A 15,579-nucleotide genomic window follows, 5' to 3' on the forward strand; every position below is an offset into this window, starting at 1 on the left:
GGTTCAGGGCCTTCCAGGCCAGCAGTTCCCCGCCCAGGCGCAGCGCCCCGCCCTCGCGCCCCGCGCGCGGCGCGCTGGGTGCGACCGCGGCGCCGGTCGGCCGGGCCCCACCGCGTCGCCCGCGGTGGGGCTGCCGGGCAGGCTGTGCGCGCGCAACTCCTCCAGCGCGCCGTCGCCCGTCACGTGCAATTGCGGGCCGGCGGCGCTGTCGGCATAGCGCAGCTGCCCCTTGAAGCTGGCGTCGGCGCGCAGCAGCTCGAGGTTCAGGGCCTCGCCGAAGTACGGCTCCAGCGCGTGCAGCGGCAAATGAGCCAGGTCCACCCGGCCCTGGGCTGCCACAGGGTTCAGGCCCAGCTGGCCGCGAAACGCCAGCCGGCCCGGTTCGGTACGCCCCGCGGCGATGCGCGCCGACAGCTGCAGCGGCGCGGGGCGCCGACCGGCCAGGTCCAGGCCCTGGGCCTGCAGCGCCAGCGCCGAGACCTCGAACACCGCCGGGCGAGGCGTGGCCAGGTCCTGCCAGCCGAGCTGACCGCCGTCCAGGCGCAGGTCGTCGACCGACAGCTTCCAGGCCGGCGCAGGCTTCGCGCCAGCGCCCTGTGAGCCACCGGCGGGGCCTGCGCGCATCCAGGTTTCGTACATCCAGCGCCCGTCGGCACCGCGCGCCACCTTGAGCCGCGGCTGGGTCAGGGCCAGCCGGCCCAGCGCCGCGGAGCGGGCAACCAGGTCGATGCGGGCCTGGGCCAGCTCCAGGGACTGGATGGCAGCCAAGCTGTTCTTGCCCTGGACCAAGGCCAGCTGCTCGAGCGCCACGCGCTCCAGATTCAGCTTCAGCGTGTCCGGCCTTCCCGGCTCGCTGGCCGACTGCCAGTCCAGGTCCAGCGCGGCATGCAGCGTGCCGGCCAGCCTGGGCGTCAGAAACTGCGCCACATAGGGCTCGGCCAGGGACAGCGGCAGGGACTTGGCGTCGAGCTTGAGCGTGGCGGCGCGGTCGCTCGCGCTGCCGCTGAACTGCAGCGTGCCCGCCCCGGCCGCGTCGGCGCTGGCCAGGGACGCGGCGCCACGGAACGGCGCCGGGCGCGCGAACGGCAGGGCGATGTCGCTGGCGTCCAGCGTGAAGCCCCCCAGGTCGATGCGCGCCGGCGGGGCGCCGGCCGCGGCGGCGCTGTCGTCGATCCAGCCGATCTTGCCGTCGCGCACCTCGAGCTTGGCCACGGCCAGCTGCCAGGCGCTGGGCGGGGGCGCGGCCGCCGCGGTCGCCGCAGCAGCCGCGGGCTTGGTGGGCGCCGGCGCCAGGTTGAGCTGGCCGGCGCGGTCGCGCCGCAGCGTCAGCTTGGGCGATTTCAGCGCCACGGACGAGAGGCGGGCCGAGCGCTCGAGCGGGCGCAGCTCCTCCAGCCCCAGGCTCAGCGCCTCGAAGCCCAGCAGCTCCTGTTGCCGGGCATCGCTGAGCTGCACGCCGCGCGCCTGCAGGCTGCCGCTGAGCCGCACCGCGGTATCGGGCGTCTGGGCGAAGGACAGCTTGAGCTCGGCATCCAGCAGCGCCGAGTTCAGCCGCACCGGCAGGCTGGCGGGCAGGTAGCCCAGGTAGGGCGCCAGGTCGAGCGCTTCGATGCGCAGCGTGGCGTCGGTCTTGCGCGTCTGGGCGAACGGTGTGCTCTCGGCCGCCGAGTCGAAACGGCTGCCGTTGAGGCTGAAAGCCAGGTGCGGCAGCACCTTGACCTCGCGCCGCGAGGCCAGGTTGCTCAGGAAGGGCACGGCCAGGCTCAGCTCGCGCAACTCGTGGGTGCGGTTCACCGTGGCGTCGCGGAAGTCGATGGCGCCGCCGCGCAGCGCCAGGTTGTAGAGCGCAAAGCGCGGCGGCTCGCCGGCCGGTTGCTGGGCGGGCTGGCTCAGCTTGCCCAGTATGTCGTCGACGTCGTAGCGGCCCTCGCCCAGGTGGGCCAGGCGCAGCACCGGAGCGTCCACCTCGAGCGCATCGACCACCGGCGCCAGGCGCAGCAGCGATTGCAGCTCCAGATCGGCATACAGGCGCTGCACGCCCAGTTGGACCGACTGGCCGTCGGCGCTCGCCACGCGCAGCTCCGACACGGCCAGCTCGAGCGACCAGGGCCGGAAGTCCACCGCGCCGATGCGGACCTGGCGCCCCAGCGCCTGGCTGCCCAGCTTCTCGGCCTGGCTCTTGAGCAGCGGCGGCACGGCCAGCCAGGCCAGCGCCCACATCAGGATCAGGCCGCCGGCCGCCCAGAGCGCGCGCCGCGTCCATCGATGTCCCTGGATTTTCCCTAGTAACTTCTTGTTGTCCATGTCACGAGTGTGCTGTGCCAGCCGCAAAAGCTCAATGCTGCCACGCCGCGACGCCAAGAAGAAAGCCCGGCGGTCGACCACATGGCCTACCGCCGGGCTTGACGGCAGACTCAATGTCATTTGCCGTCGGGGTTTGCAACGGGAAGATGGACGTTCCGCATTGCACAGGAGGCAAGAGATTGCCTCCATGAATCGCCGGGGCTCTTTGCTGCTCACCTTCAGCGGCAGCGCCGTCCTACCGGCTTGATGCCCGAAATCAATCAGGCCCTACCAAGTTAGGCGCCACCCCAGGGGAATGCAAATAGAGTTTTTAATCATCTCCGGGCCCGTGATTGTTTTTCGAGGCTTGCATTGACCGCGCTTCTCCGGTATTTCAGGAGTTCGGAACGCACTTGTAAACGCCGTATCCGCGCCCGCCCTTATGATAAAAAGTAGTTTAAAACGTAAGGTTAAGTATTGACCTGGCATTAGATGCCCCCCTAGAATCCGCCCGTTCCGTCCGAAGAATCCGGAACGACCCGAATCCGCTGCCGACCCCGGCTAGGTCCAATCGCGAGGCAACACGTCAGCTACGACGTTCGCGCCATGGACTGCGTACCAATCCAAACGAGGAGCTTGCGTGTCGATGCTGTTTTTACAGCGCGATGCCCATGCGCCTTGCGTAGAAAGGAAGTGCTATGACAGCGTTAGGAAAAATGGCCCAGGGCCTGCGCACCTTCGCAGGCGATGTCACAGAGGGCTTTTTTGAGATCACGCACAATGGCTTTGCCCTCGTCGGCCTGGCCGTCGTCTTTGCGGCGATCACCCTGACAGCCCGCCCTGACCTGCGTCAGGCCGGGGAAGAAAAACTGATGAGCTGGCTGCAGTCGCGCCAGGTCGCCACCGTCGGCATCGAGGCCGAGCCGGACGCGATCGACCGCGCCACGGCCACCGACCCCAAGGACCTGCCGCGCGAGCAGGCCGCGGTGGCCTACTGGCTGAGCCGCAAGTACCGCGTGGCACCCGAGCCCTTGGGCGCCCTGGTTGCCGAGGCCTACGAGGTCGGCCAGCGCACCAAGCTGGACCCGACCCTGATCCTGGCCATCATGGCCGTGGAGTCGAGCTTCAACCCCTTCGCCCAGAGTGCGGTCGGTGCCCAGGGCCTGATGCAGGTCATGACCAAGATCCACTCGGACAAGTACCAGGGCTTCGGCGGCACGCTGGCCGCTTTCGACCCGGTGACCAACCTGCGCGTGGGCGTGAAGGTGCTGCAGGAATCGATTGCCCGCGCCGGCTCGCTCGAAGGCGGCCTCAAGCACTACGTGGGCGCCGCCAACCTGGAGGGCGACGGCGGCTACGCCGAGAAGGTGATGTCCGAGCACGCCCGCCTCCACCAGGTGGCCAAGGGTCGCGCCCTGCCGCTCCCCGCGGCTCAGCAGGCGCGCCCTGCCCCGGCCCGCGCCCTGCCCGTGGCCGCTCCTGCCCCCGCCGCGCGCGAAGAGAAGGTGGCCCTGCTGGCCGCCTCCTGAGCACCGCCCTGGGGCGCGCCTCGGCTACACTTGCGGGGTGCGCAACTGGCGATAGGCACGGCACCCGGTGCACGGGCAGGCCGCGCTGACGTGGACCCCTGCGGCGCTTGGCCGCGGACAACCACTGGGAAGCGCACCGCCCGTAGACCGGCCCGCCGGCCGCTCGCGCGGGTGATCAGCCGTTCGCCTGGGCAGCCCTTGTCATTGCGCCAAGGTTCACCGTCTTGAAGGACTGCCATGTACAACCGAAACATTCTTGTCGAACAAACCGACCCCGAACTCTGGGCCGCCATCCAGGCCGAGAACGCCCGCCAGGAACACCACATCGAGCTGATCGCGAGCGAGAACTATGCTTCTCCGGCCGTCATGGCGGCGCAGGGCTCGCAGCTGACCAACAAGTACGCCGAGGGCTACCCCGGCCGCCGCTACTACGGCGGCTGCGAGTACGTGGACGTGGCCGAGCAGCTGGCCATAGACCGCGTCAAGCAGCTGTTCGGCGCCGAGGCCGCCAACGTGCAGGCCCATTGCGGCGCCTCGGCCAACGAGGCCGTGTTCCTGGCCTTCCTCAAGCCCGGCGACACCATCATGGGCATGAGCCTGGCCGAGGGCGGCCACCTCACGCACGGCATGGCGCTGAACATGAGCGGCAAATGGTTCAACGTCGTCTCCTACGGCCTGAACGAAAAGGAAGAGATCGACTACGACGCGATGGAGCGCAAGGCCCACGAGACCCGGCCCAAGCTGATCATCGCCGGCGCCTCGGCCTACAGCCTGCACATCGACTTCGCGCGCTTTGCCAAGGTGGCCAAGGACGTGGGCGCCGTCTTCATGGTCGACATGGCGCACTACGCCGGCCTGATCGCCGCGGGCGTCTACCCGAACCCGGTGCCGCACGCCGACGTGGTGACCTCGACCACGCACAAGAGCCTGCGCGGCCCGCGCGGCGGCATCATCCTGATGAAGTCCGAGCACGAGAAGGCGATCAACAGCGCCATCTTCCCCGGCCTGCAGGGCGGCCCGTTGATGCACGTGATCGCGGCCAAGGCCGTGGCCTTCAAGGAGGCGCTGAACCCCGAGTTCAAGACCTACCAGCAGCAGGTCGTGACCAATGCCCGCATTGTCGCCGAGACCCTGACCCAGCGCGGCCTGCGCATCGTCAGCGGCGGCACGCAAAGCCATGTGATGCTGGTCGACCTGCGCGCCAAGGGCATCACCGGCAAGGAGGCGGAAGCCGTGCTGGGCCAGGCCCACATGACGATCAACAAGAACGCCATCCCCAACGACCCGGAAAAGCCCATGGTGACCAGCGGCATCCGCGTCGGAACGCCCGCCATGACCACGCGCGGCTTCAAGGACGAGGAGGCGCGCATGACGGCCAACCTGCTCGCCGACGTGCTGGACAACCCGCGCGACGCGGCCAACATCGAGGCCGTGCGCGCCAAGGTCAACGCACTGACCGCGCGCTTCCCGGTCTACAAGTAAGCCGGCGCCCGGTCGACCTGCGATGAAATGCCCCTTCTGCGGCCACGTCGACACCCAGGTGGTCGAGACGCGCGTGTCCGAGGAAGGGGACTTCGTGCGCCGGCGCCGCCAGTGCGGCGCCTGCGAGAAGCGCTTCACCACCTACGAGCGGCCGGAAGTCAATTTCCCGGCCGTGGTCAAGAAGGACGGCCGCCGCATCGACTACGAGCACGCCAAGCTGCTCGCCTCCTTCAACCTGGCGCTGCGCAAGCGCCCGGTGAGCACCGAGCAGGTGGACGCTGCCATCGAGCGCATCGAGGAGAAACTGCTCAACCTGGGCGTGCGCGAGATCCAGTCCACGCGCATCGGCGAGCTCGTGATGCGCGAGCTCAAGAAGCTCGACAAGGTGGCCTATGTGCGCTTTGCGAGCGTGTACCGCAATTTCGAGGACATCGACGAGTTCAAGACCCTGGTCGACGAGGTGCGGCGCTGACGAGCGCTACAAGCACGAGGCTACGGTGGTCTGCTCGATGCGGGGCCGTCCCGTCGCACTGATCACGATATCGCGGGCCTTGCCACCCGAGGCCGAGAGCTGGCACAGCGTGAAGGTGCCCGACTGGAAGTTGCCCGCAGTCATTCGCGTCTCGCCCATCCCACTGTACGAAACGTAGTTCGCGATGTTCCCGTTCCCGGTCAGCCGCAGGCCGTTGCCCAGGGCCGCGGTGCGCTGGACCACGGTCTCGCCGGCGTCCAGCGCCGCGTTGTTGTTGACGTCGGCGAACACGATCCAGCCTTGCTCCCAACTGCCGTCGGTGGTGCAGGCCGTGCCCGTGGCGGACTTGCACAGCGCCACGCGCCCGTTGCGCTTGATCGCCTCGCCGCGCGCCAGCAGCAGACTGGACAGCATGGCGCTGGCGTTCGACTTGAGGCTGTTGGCGACCAGCATCTCCCGGAACGAAGGCGCGGCCAAGCCGGCCAGGATCGCGGCGATCGCGATCGTGACCATCAGCTCGATCAGGGTCAGGCCGCAGGCGGCGGACCGCCCTGGCCCTCGGGGTCGGCGCACTGGCAGCCTCATTGCTTGGTGTACCAATAGGTCCGGCGCCGCCGGGTGTCGAAATTGGCGCCGCCCGGCTTGAAGCAGCGCGGCCCCACGCAGACCACGTCCTGCCGCTTGCCGTTGATGGTGACGGGGGAGTACACGGCCGAGGGTGGGAAGCCGCCGCCGGGCAACACCGAGTAACGGTCCTCAACGCTCAGCACGCCATCGCCATCAAGGTCCACGCGCGCGTCGCCGGTCAGGAAGCCGATCTGGTACAGCCTGGCCTCACCCAGGTTGGCCGTGCAGACACCGGCGGTGGGCGGCGTCGGGCGGTTGGTGCCGAAGATCACGGTGCCGAACACGGTCACGGGGCTGCCGACCACCTTCTCGCCGGCGGACAGCGACAAGTACCAGCCCTTGAAGCTGCTGGGCAGCGTTCCACCCTGGTAGGGATTGCTGGTGACGTCGGCCAGGTGCGCATGGGTGCAGGTGGCCAGGGCATCGGTGCTGCCACAGAACAGGCCGCCGCTCAGGCCCACGAACGGGTCCTGCAGCATGTAGAAACGGTCCTGCACCGAGGTCTCGAACGGGTGCTCGCGGTCCCCCGAGCCCACCAGCACGGCGTCGAAGCTGGTGCCGAACACCACGTCGGTCTTGTTCAGGAACTTGCGCGCGTCCGCCCCGCTGCCGCCCAGGCTGGCGATCTTGTAGGACTGCCACTGCTCCGAGTCCGCGTTGTCGATGTCGATGCGCCAGACATTGCCCTTGGTGTCGACGGCATAGATGCGGTCGGCCAGGCCGTTGCCGTCGCGGTCCAGCACCGTGAGGTCGGCCGGCACGCTGCCCATGCCGGCCGGCAGCAGGTGCTTGAAGAGCTCGCCCGTACGGCCGTTGACGAAGAAGATGCCCCGCCCCATGGTGTCGGCGGTGGCCGGCTGAGGGTCCTCGTTCAGGTTGTCATAGCCGCCGCCGAAGATCACCACCGGGTCGCCGCTCACCGCGCGGATGTTGGTCGGGCGCAGGGTCGACCAGGTCTGGGCCAGCTCCGAAAAACCGGTCTTGGACGAATCGATCTGCCAGAGTATCCTGGGCGCGTCCGGATCGCTGACATCGAGCGCGTAGGAGAAGCGTCCGCCACGGCGCATGCCGATGTAGAGGTAGACCTTGTCCCCGTCGGCGGCCACCAGCTTGCCGTCCCTGTTGATGTCGTTCTGGTAGATCGACACCGAGCCGTCGGCGAAATACGGCTTGGGCGTGGCTGCCGTGACCTCGATCGTGTTGTCGCGCAGGCGCTTGAGCCGGCTCAGGAATTCCGGGAACACGATGCCCCATTTCTCATAGCCGTCGCTGTCGTCCTGCCCGCCTTTGACCGCGCGGAACACGCCGTCGTTGGCGCCGTAATAGACCACGATGTCGCGGTTGTCGTTGGTTCGGTTGTAGTTCACGACCGCGGGCCGCGAATGCAACAGGTCGCCGTGCACGTAAGCGCGGATGTCGGTCGACACGCCGTTGGCGTCCTCGTTGTTGCGGTTGTCCGCACCCCGCACCCAGTTGATGAGGTCGGTGCGCTCGGTGGCGTCGGCCACGCCCAGGTTGGCGATGGTCAGGCCCGTGGTGTTGCTGTCAGCGAACAGGGCCGAGGACAGGGGCGCGCCCGCCGCGCAGTTGCCGTTGCAGGTGTAGAGCTTGCGGTCGGCCTGGCTGGTCTTGTAGATCGTGCGCAGGCGCTGCGCCGCCCCGCCCTTTTCCACCACCGAGCCGTCGGGCGCATCGCTGGCCGACAGCGGCGCGGCGAAGCTCCAGTAGCTGGTGTCCAGCGTCCAGAAGCTGGTGACGTCGGGCAGCAGGAAGCCGTTGATCCTGTCCTCCACTGGCTTGCCGAAGCGATCGGCCAGCACCGGATTGTTCTGCGCGTCCAGGCCGATCTGGTACTGCTTGAGGTTGCCGGGCCAGCGCGGCTTGGCGTTGGGGTCGGGTCGGAACTGGCCCATGTAGACCTGGTTCAGGAAGGTGCCGCGCACGTTGACGCTGACCGGCAGGGTCACGGCCGCGAACACCGAGTTGACCGGCTGCAGACGGCGCAGCAGGTCGATCAGCGCCTTGAGCGCGGTCTTGCCGTCCTGGGCCAGGAAATACGAGCCGCCGCCAATCAGGGCCGCGCTCTCCAGCAGGGCCCGGGCGCTCTGCATGCCCGCCGTGTTGTAGTTGTTGTCCGCGGGGTTCTGCACCGCAATGGTGTGGGTGGTGATGTTCTGGTAGCCGGTCACGCCGGGCGCCACGTCGCGCCGGTTCAGGGTGCGCGCGTACTCGTCGAACCAACTGCTCTGGTAGTTGCTCGGCGAAAACCGGATCGGGTCGCTGCTGAGGATGCCGCCCAGGCCGTTGAGCAGGGTGCGGGTGTCGTTTTCCTCGCCGGAGTCCGGACCGCCATTGCCTATGAACACCAGGTTGTTGTTCTGGCAGTTGTCGCTGATCGGGCTCAGGTACAGGCTGCCGCTGCGCGCGGCCGGATCGTACTGCGAGCTGTCGAAGCCGACATAGGGCGCCAGGCCGGCGAAATACAGGTAGGCCTCGTGCATGCTCTTGGCATGCGGCGCGTTGTTGGCCTCGGGAATGGCCGGATTGATCTTGGACAAGAAGGCCGACTTGTTGGCCGCGACGTTCATCGGCCGCACGTGGTAGCGCACGTAGCCGCCCTTGCCCGCGCCCGAGGGGTTGGCGATCATCAGGCCCAGGTTCACGTTCTTGACCAGGTCCTCGATCTCCTGGCGCGTCGAGCAGCCGGCCGGCACGCGTGGCGTGACGCTGGTGTCGCAGCCCGGGAAATAGGCCGAGTTGAGCGGGTCGACCAGGATGTCGAGCACCTGGCGCAGCATGGTCAGCTTGTTCCCGCTGCTGCCGTCGAGCTGGGTGATGGTGCTGTTGTTGCTGGCCGCGTTGTCGAGCACCAGCAGCACGTTGGGACGCGTGTCCGCGGTGGTGGCAGGGGTCATGAACAGGTCGACGTCCTCGGCCAGCGCCGGCCAGGCCACCACGCCGGCCAGCGCCAGCAGCGCGCCGGCCCACCCGCAAGACGATCTCATGCCTGTTCCTTTTCTGCAGTCATTCATGGACATGGGTTCGGGTCGGCGGGAAGAATGATGCGCACACCCTGGTGCGTTTCCACGCTCGCGCCGGTGGCCGCATTGCTCGCGGTCGCGGCAATGTCCCAGTCGGTCAGCACATAGCCCGAGCCCGCCGTGGGCGAGACCCCCTGCTGGTAAAGCTGGTACAGCGGGTCGCCGCTGGACTGGGCATCGACCGGCACCGAGGTGACACAGGTCGGAGGTGCAATGCTCACGGCCACGCCCTGCGCGTTCTCCGGCACATCGGTCTGGGCCGGCGCCAGGAAGATGGTGTCGGTGCTGATCAGGTTTTCCACCGCCGCCTCGGCGGCCGCGGCCGCCTCGGCCCGCGACTGCATGTTGCCCACCGACTTGAGGTTGTTGTTGCTCATCAGGAAGGCGATGGAGACCGACAGCATGAGCAGGGTCAAAAGGATCAGGCCCGTCACCAGGGTGGCGCCCCGCTGGTGGCGCCGCAACGAGACCGGCTTCATGGCTGCTCCCGGCGCGAGGAAGGGTTGACCAGGCGCACCGTGGTCGAGAACACGTGGCGCTTGTAGCTGTCGTTGGCCGCGGCGATCGCGAGCGGCCCGAGCTGGTAGCTCTTTTCGTCCTTGTAGCCGGCCGTGGGCTCGAGGTTGCGCGCCAGCACATGCACCTTCACCGCGACCACGTTGGACAGGGTGGCGAGGTCGCACGAAGGCGCGCAGCTCACGTAGCTGTCGGCGTTGCCGTCGCCCGGGTTGCTCGCGCTGATGGGCAGGCCGTTGGAGCCCAGGTTGTCCACGCCGTACTCGACGCGGAAGGCCTCTATGCCCTCGATCAGGGCCTCGGCGGAGGCCGCATAGGCACCCTCCTTGAAGGACTTGCGCATCAGGCGCGGCATGCCGCTGCCGTTGGTCGACACGTAGTAGAGGTTCACCAGCATCTGGCGGCGCGGCGCGACGGTGGTGCAGTTCTTGAGCCGCAGCGTGAGGCTCGCCGGGTTCGCGTCCAGCAGATAGGCCGGTTCGGGCGGCGCGTCGGTACGGCAGGACGATATCTGGATGTGCGGGCCGGCATCCGCGCCGCCGTCGCAGCCGCCGGCCACGCAGGTGCTCGCGTGCCGCACCAGCAGCACGTCGCTCTTGGCCGACACGCTGGCGACGCCACAGCCTGCCAGCGCGCTGCCGTCGGCATAGCCTTGCACCGGAATGGCCATCAAATTGACTTTGTATTCCGCCAGCGCCGTGGCGTCGGTCGGCCAGTTCGCATAAACCAGGCAGGGGTCGGGCACGGCCGTGGCCTGCAGGGTATCGAGGGGGCCCCAGAAACCGGCATGGACCAGGTCGCCTTGCAGCAGCTGGACCGCGAAACGGCCGTTCTCTATCAGCTGGTTGGTCTTGGCCATCTCGTTGTTGGTGCGGCTCATGCTGCCGTAGAGGGCGGCCAGGGCCGTCATGATCATCAGGCCGAGGGCCATGGCAACCATCAGCTCGACCAGCGAGAGCCCCCGCTCGGCGCGGCGTCCGTGCCAGCGGCGGGCCTGCCCGGTCGCGAAATTGGTATGCATTGCAGGCCTGTCCATTGCTTACTTCAGGTTCGCCATGCGGATGAAGGCCGAGACCGCGCGGCGGCACAGGTCGCCCGCGCAGACGGATCCGGCGGGGCCGTTGTACTGGCCCGCGCCGCAGCCCTCCACGGGCACCGTGGTCGGCGTCAGCCCCTGCCAGGCCACGGTCACGCGGAACATGCGGTCGCCCGCCGGCCCCAGGCCCAGGTCTTCGACGCAGCCGCGGCCGCCCACCACCGCGCCCAGGCGGTTGCCACCGGCCGTCTCGGCCACGCCCTGCAGGGCCGCGCACCATTCGGCCGAGTCGACTTGGGCGCGCGTGGAGCTCGCGTCCGTGGCCGGACAGACCATGCCGGCGCCAAGGGGCGCGGTCAGGGGCGCGGCCTCGGCGTATTTGGCCGCGCTCAGGCGATTGCTCCCCATGCGGCTGCCCATGTCGTCGAGCAGGACCAGAGCCTGCGCGCGCTGGTAGGACTCCATCTCCGAGGACTCCAGCCGGGTCTGCAAGCCCGCCAGGCCCAGCAGGCCGATGGCGATGATGACCAGGGTCACCAGCACCTCGATCATGGAGGTGCCGCGCTGGCGCAGCCACCGGCAGGACGAGGCCCTACTCACCATTTGCCGGCGGGGGTCTTGACCCCCTCGCTGTTGAGGGTCAGCGTGCCGTCGCCGGCCTGGGCCCCCTTGGGCGTGAAGGTAATGGTGTAGGACGGCACGGCGTCCGTGCCGATGGTGATGTCGTAGTCGTAGCGTCCGCTGACCTCGGCCGGCAGCTGGTAGCCACTGGTCCCGAGCGTGGTCTTGGAGGCATAGGCGCGGTTGGACAGCAGGAACTGCTGCTGGCGGTTCGCGATGTCCAGCATCTGGGCCTTGGCGGCAGCCCGGTTGGATCGGACCACGTATTGGGTGTAGGAGGGGTAGGCGACGCTGGCCAGGATGGCCACGATGGCCACGGCGATCATCAACTCGATCAGCGAAAATCCGGCTTGTTTCTTGTGCACGACCCTTGCCCCTTCATTGCCGGAAAAATCTTAGCGCCGCCCCGGATCACCAGGGGCTCTGGCCTGACAGGCGGCAGAATTGGGGGAACGAGTGGTCGAAAACGACCTTTCCCCCGCCTCACCGGCCATCCCCCGCAACCGACCAGCCCGATGAACCCAGCCACGCCGCCCCCATCGATGGACCCCATGCAAGCCGCCGCCGAGCTGGCGCGGCAGGCCATCGGCCTGTCCGAGCCCAATCCGCGCGTGGGCTGCGTGATCGTGGACGCCGACGGCCGCTGGCTGGGCCAGGGCCATACTCAGCAGGCCGGCGGCCCGCACGCCGAGATCGTCGCGCTGCGCGACGCCCAGGCAGGCGGACATTCGACGGCCGGCGCCACCGCCTACGTGACCCTGGAGCCCTGCTCGCACCATGGCCGCACCGGCCCCTGCTGCGACGCGCTGATCGCCGCCGGCATCGCGCGCGTGGTCGCCGCGGTCGAGGACCCGAACCCGCTGGTGGCGGGCCAGGGCTTCGCGCGCCTGCGCGCAGCGGGCATCGCGGTCGAGCTCGGCCCCGGCGCCCAGGCCACGCGCGCACTCAACGTCGGCTTCTTCAGCCGCATGCGGCGCCAGACCCCCTGGGTGCGCATGAAGCTCGCCGCCTCGCTGGACGGGCGCACCGCGCTGGACAACGGCGTCAGCCAGTGGATCACCTCCGAGCCCGCGCGCGCCGACGGCCACGCCTGGCGTGCGCGCGCCGGCGCGCTGCTGACCGGCATAGGCACGGTGCTGGAGGACGACCCGCGGCTGGACGTGCGCCTGGTGGCCACGCCGCGCCAGCCGCCGCTGGTGGTGGTCGACAGTCGGCTGGAAACCCCACTCGACGCCCGCCTGTTCATCGAGGGCCGCCCGGTCTACCTCTACGCAGCGGTCGAAGATGCGGCCAGGCAGGCAGCCCTGGAGGCGCGCGGCGCCACCGTGATCCTGCTGCCGGGCCGCCAGCCGGGTACCGAGGGCAAGGTGGACCTGGCCGCCATGCTGCGCGATCTGGCGCGGCGCGAGGTCAACGAGCTGCATGTCGAGGCCGGCCACAAGCTCAACGGCTCGCTGATCCGCGAGGGCCTGGTCGACGAGCTGCTGGTCTACCTGGCGCCCAAGCTGCTGGGCCAGGGCCGGGGCATGGCGCAGTTCGGCCCCCTGAGCGCGCTGTCGCAGGCCGTGCCCCTGGAGTTCGGGAGCGTGGAGCCCGTCGGTCCGGACCTGCGCATCCTGGCCAGCGTCGCGGGCCGGGACGTTTTCTGAGCCCGATTTCCATGCCCCAGCCGGACAGGAGCCCAATCCCTGCGAAAATAGCCGGATGTTCACCGGAATCATCACCGGCGTGGGGCGCATCGCCGCCGTCCACGACCTGGGTAGCTCTTTAGACCACGGCAAGCGCCTCAGCATCGAGGCCCCGGCCGGGTACCTCGACGACGTGGGACTGGGCGACAGCATCGCGCTCAACGGCGCCTGCATGACCGTCACCACGCTGGCCCCCGCCAGCCGCCAGTTCACCGTCGACATCTCCGCCGAATCGCTGGACAAGACCGCAGGCCTGGACCGGCCCGGCACTGTCAACCTGGAGAAGGCCCTGCGCGCGCACGACCGACTGGGCGGGCACATCGTCTCGGGCCATGTGGACGGCATCGGCCGCGTGAGCCGCTTCGCCGAGGTCGGCGAGAGCTGGGAGCTGCGCATCCTCGCGCCGCGCGAGCTGGCCAAGTACCTGGCCTACAAGGGCTCGGTCACCGTCAACGGCGTCAGCCTCACGGTGAACCGGGTGGCCGACCTCGACGCCGGCTGCGAGCTCAGCATCAACCTGATCCCGCACACCGTGCAGAACACGGCCCTGGGCGCGCTGCGCGAAGGCAGCCCGGTGAACCTCGAGATCGACCTGATCGCGCGCTACGTCGAGCGCATGCTCGGCGCCGATCCGCAACGCCACAACAAGGACAACGCATGACCACCCTGCCCCCCGTTTCCATCTCGCCGGTCGAGGACATCGTGGCCGACATGGCCGCCGGCCGCATGGTCATCCTGGTCGACGAGGAAGACCGCGAGAACGAGGGCGACCTCGTGCTGGCGGCCGACCATGTCACGCCCGAGGCCATCAACTTCATGGCGCGCTTCGGCCGCGGTCTGATCTGCCTGACGCTCACGCGCGAGCGCTGCCAGCACCTGCGCCTGCCCCCCATGGCCACGCGCAACGGCACGGTCTACAGCACGGCCTTCACGGTCTCGATCGAGGCCGCGGAGGGCGTGACCACCGGCATTTCCGCCGCCGACCGCGCACGCACGGTGCAGGCCGCCGTGGCCAGGAACGCCCGGCCCGAGGACCTGGTCCAGCCCGGCCATATCTTCCCGCTGCAGGCCGTGGATGGCGGCGTGCTGATGCGCGCCGGCCATACCGAGGCCGGCTGCGACCTCGCCGCCATGGCCGGCTGCACGCCGGCCTCGGTGATCTGCGAGATCATGAAGGACGACGGCACCATGGCGCGCCTGCCGGACCTGCAGCTGTTCGCGGCCGAGCATGGCCTGAAGATCGGCACCATCGCCGACCTGATCGAGCACCGCAGCCGCACCGAGACCCTGGTCGAGAAGGTCGGCTCGCGCCCGCTGCAGACGGCCTTCGGCGACTTCGAGCTGCATGTGTTCCGCGACAAGCCCAGCCAGTCGGTGCACCTGGCCCTGGTCAAGGGGCGCTGGGACCCCGCCGACAGCGTGCCGGTACGCGTGCACGAGCCGCTGTCGGTGCTCGACGTGCTGGAAGTCAACCGCTCCATGCACTCGTGGGCCCTGGACAGCAGCCTGCGCTACCTGGACCAGAAGGGCCAGGGCGTGGCCGTGCTGCTCAACTGCGGCGAGGACGGCCAGCAGCTGCTGGCCCAGTTCCAGGGCACGGCGCGCGCCAGCCACGCGCCCGAGCGCGGCCGCATGGACCTGCGCACCTATGGCGTGGGCGCTCAGATCCTGCGCGAATGCGGCGTGCACCGCATGCAGCTCATGGGCACGCCGCGCCGCCTGCCCAGCATGACCGGCTACGGACTCGAGATCACGGGCTACATCCCCAAGGAATAAGAACATGTTTGGCGCAGAACAAGGAACGGCGGACCAGGCCCAGCTGGATGGCCGCAAGCTGCACATCGGCATCGTGCAGGCCCGCTTCAACGAGAGCATCACCAACGCCCTGGCCGAGGCCTGCAAGGCCGAGCTGGCCGCCCTGGGCGTGCCGGCGCGGCAGATCGACCATGTGCTGGTGCCCGGCGCCCTCGAGGTGCCCACGGCCCTGCAGGCCCTGGCCGAGCGCGAGCGCTACGACGCGCTGATCGCGCTGGGTTGCATCATCCGCGGCGAGACCTACCACTTCGAGCTGGTGGCCAACGAGTCGGGGGCCGGCGTGACCCGCGTGGCGCTGGACTACCAGATCCCCGTGGCCAACGCCATCCTGACCACCGAGAACCTAGAGCAGGCCGTGGCGCGCCAGAGCGACAAGGGCCGGGACGCCGCGCGCGTGGCGGTGGAGATGGCCAACCTGCTGGACGAGCTGTCATGAGCGACGCCCCCGACACCCCTTCCACCCCCAGCC

At 69.0% G+C, this 15,579-nt stretch carries 14 protein-coding genes; 7 read left to right on the forward strand and 7 right to left on the reverse strand.

Annotated elements, in window-relative coordinates; translation table 11 throughout:
- Positions 1-3: 3 nt before the first annotated feature.
- Positions 4-2,304 carry a DUF748 domain-containing protein gene (locus FFS10_RS20850; protein WP_171016211.1) on the reverse strand — a complete coding sequence of 767 codons (2,301 nt, stop codon included), beginning with the start codon at positions 2,302-2,304 and terminating at the stop codon, positions 4-6.
- 677 nt (positions 2,305-2,981) lie between these two features.
- On the opposite strand from FFS10_RS20850, the gene FFS10_RS20855 reads away from it, so the two are divergent.
- The 3 genes from FFS10_RS20855 (at position 2,982) to nrdR (ending at position 5,766) form a co-directional block, all read left to right on the forward strand.
- Positions 2,982-3,812, forward strand: a complete 831-nt coding sequence (locus FFS10_RS20855; protein WP_137896523.1) for a lytic transglycosylase domain-containing protein — start codon at positions 2,982-2,984, stop codon at positions 3,810-3,812.
- A gap of 237 nt (positions 3,813-4,049) precedes the next feature.
- Entirely contained in the window at positions 4,050-5,294 is a 1,245-nt protein-coding gene (glyA, locus tag FFS10_RS20860; RefSeq protein WP_137896524.1) for a serine hydroxymethyltransferase, read from the forward strand.
- A 22-nt stretch (positions 5,295-5,316) separates the two neighbouring features.
- Positions 5,317-5,766, forward strand: a complete 450-nt coding sequence (gene nrdR / locus FFS10_RS20865; protein ID WP_137896525.1) for a transcriptional regulator NrdR — start codon at positions 5,317-5,319, stop codon at positions 5,764-5,766.
- Positions 5,767-5,772: 6 nt separating this feature from the next.
- Here the strand turns inward: nrdR and FFS10_RS20870 are convergent, their stop codons facing one another.
- Genes FFS10_RS20870 through FFS10_RS20895 form a run of 6 tightly spaced genes read right to left on the reverse strand, consistent with a single transcriptional unit; the run spans position 5,773 to position 11,972 of the window.
- Entirely contained in the window at positions 5,773-6,339 is a 567-nt protein-coding gene (locus FFS10_RS20870) for a GspH/FimT family pseudopilin (protein ID WP_171016000.1), read from the reverse strand.
- An 8-nt stretch (positions 6,340-6,347) separates the two neighbouring features.
- Complete coding sequence (locus tag FFS10_RS20875) at positions 6,348-9,398, reverse strand: pilus assembly protein (RefSeq protein WP_171015999.1); 3,051 nt, start codon at positions 9,396-9,398, stop codon at positions 6,348-6,350.
- Between the two features lie 23 nt (positions 9,399-9,421).
- Entirely contained in the window at positions 9,422-9,913 is a 492-nt protein-coding gene (locus tag FFS10_RS20880; RefSeq protein ID WP_137896528.1) for a PilX N-terminal domain-containing pilus assembly protein, read from the reverse strand.
- Positions 9,910-10,971: a PilW family protein gene (locus FFS10_RS20885; RefSeq protein ID WP_137896529.1), complete on the reverse strand. Its 1,062-nt coding sequence runs from the start codon at positions 10,969-10,971 to the stop codon at positions 9,910-9,912. The genes FFS10_RS20880 and FFS10_RS20885 overlap by 4 nt, the downstream gene beginning before the upstream one ends.
- Positions 10,972-10,989: 18 nt before the next feature.
- Positions 10,990-11,589 carry a type IV pilus modification protein PilV gene (gene pilV / locus FFS10_RS20890; RefSeq protein WP_137896530.1) on the reverse strand — a complete coding sequence of 200 codons (600 nt, stop codon included), beginning with the start codon at positions 11,587-11,589 and terminating at the stop codon, positions 10,990-10,992.
- Positions 11,583-11,972 carry a type IV pilin protein gene (locus FFS10_RS20895; RefSeq protein WP_212744165.1) on the reverse strand — a complete coding sequence of 130 codons (390 nt, stop codon included), beginning with the start codon at positions 11,970-11,972 and terminating at the stop codon, positions 11,583-11,585. Before FFS10_RS20895 ends, pilV begins: the two co-directional genes overlap by 7 nt.
- Before the next feature lie 186 nt (positions 11,973-12,158).
- Here FFS10_RS20895 and ribD point away from each other — a divergent pair, with 186 nt between their 5' ends.
- Genes ribD through ribH form a run of 4 tightly spaced genes read left to right on the forward strand, consistent with a single transcriptional unit; the run spans position 12,159 to position 15,546 of the window.
- On the forward strand, positions 12,159-13,256 hold the full coding sequence (ribD, locus tag FFS10_RS20900) for a bifunctional diaminohydroxyphosphoribosylaminopyrimidine deaminase/5-amino-6-(5-phosphoribosylamino)uracil reductase RibD (protein WP_502702902.1): 1,098 nt from the start codon (positions 12,159-12,161) through the stop codon (positions 13,254-13,256).
- A gap of 55 nt (positions 13,257-13,311) precedes the next feature.
- On the forward strand, positions 13,312-13,956 hold the full coding sequence (locus FFS10_RS20905; protein WP_137896532.1) for a riboflavin synthase: 645 nt from the start codon (positions 13,312-13,314) through the stop codon (positions 13,954-13,956).
- Positions 13,953-15,071, forward strand: coding sequence for a bifunctional 3,4-dihydroxy-2-butanone-4-phosphate synthase/GTP cyclohydrolase II (gene ribBA / locus FFS10_RS20910; protein ID WP_137896533.1), 1,119 nt, complete (start codon positions 13,953-13,955; stop codon positions 15,069-15,071). Before FFS10_RS20905 ends, ribBA begins: the two co-directional genes overlap by 4 nt.
- A gap of 4 nt (positions 15,072-15,075) precedes the next feature.
- Positions 15,076-15,546, forward strand: a complete 471-nt coding sequence (gene ribH / locus FFS10_RS20915) for a 6,7-dimethyl-8-ribityllumazine synthase (protein WP_137896534.1) — start codon at positions 15,076-15,078, stop codon at positions 15,544-15,546.
- The last annotated feature ends 33 nt before the right edge of the window (positions 15,547-15,579 follow it).

This window comes from Ramlibacter sp. 2FC (assembly GCF_005503345.1).
In the GTDB taxonomy this organism is placed as follows: domain Bacteria; phylum Pseudomonadota; class Gammaproteobacteria; order Burkholderiales; family Burkholderiaceae_C; genus SCMQ01.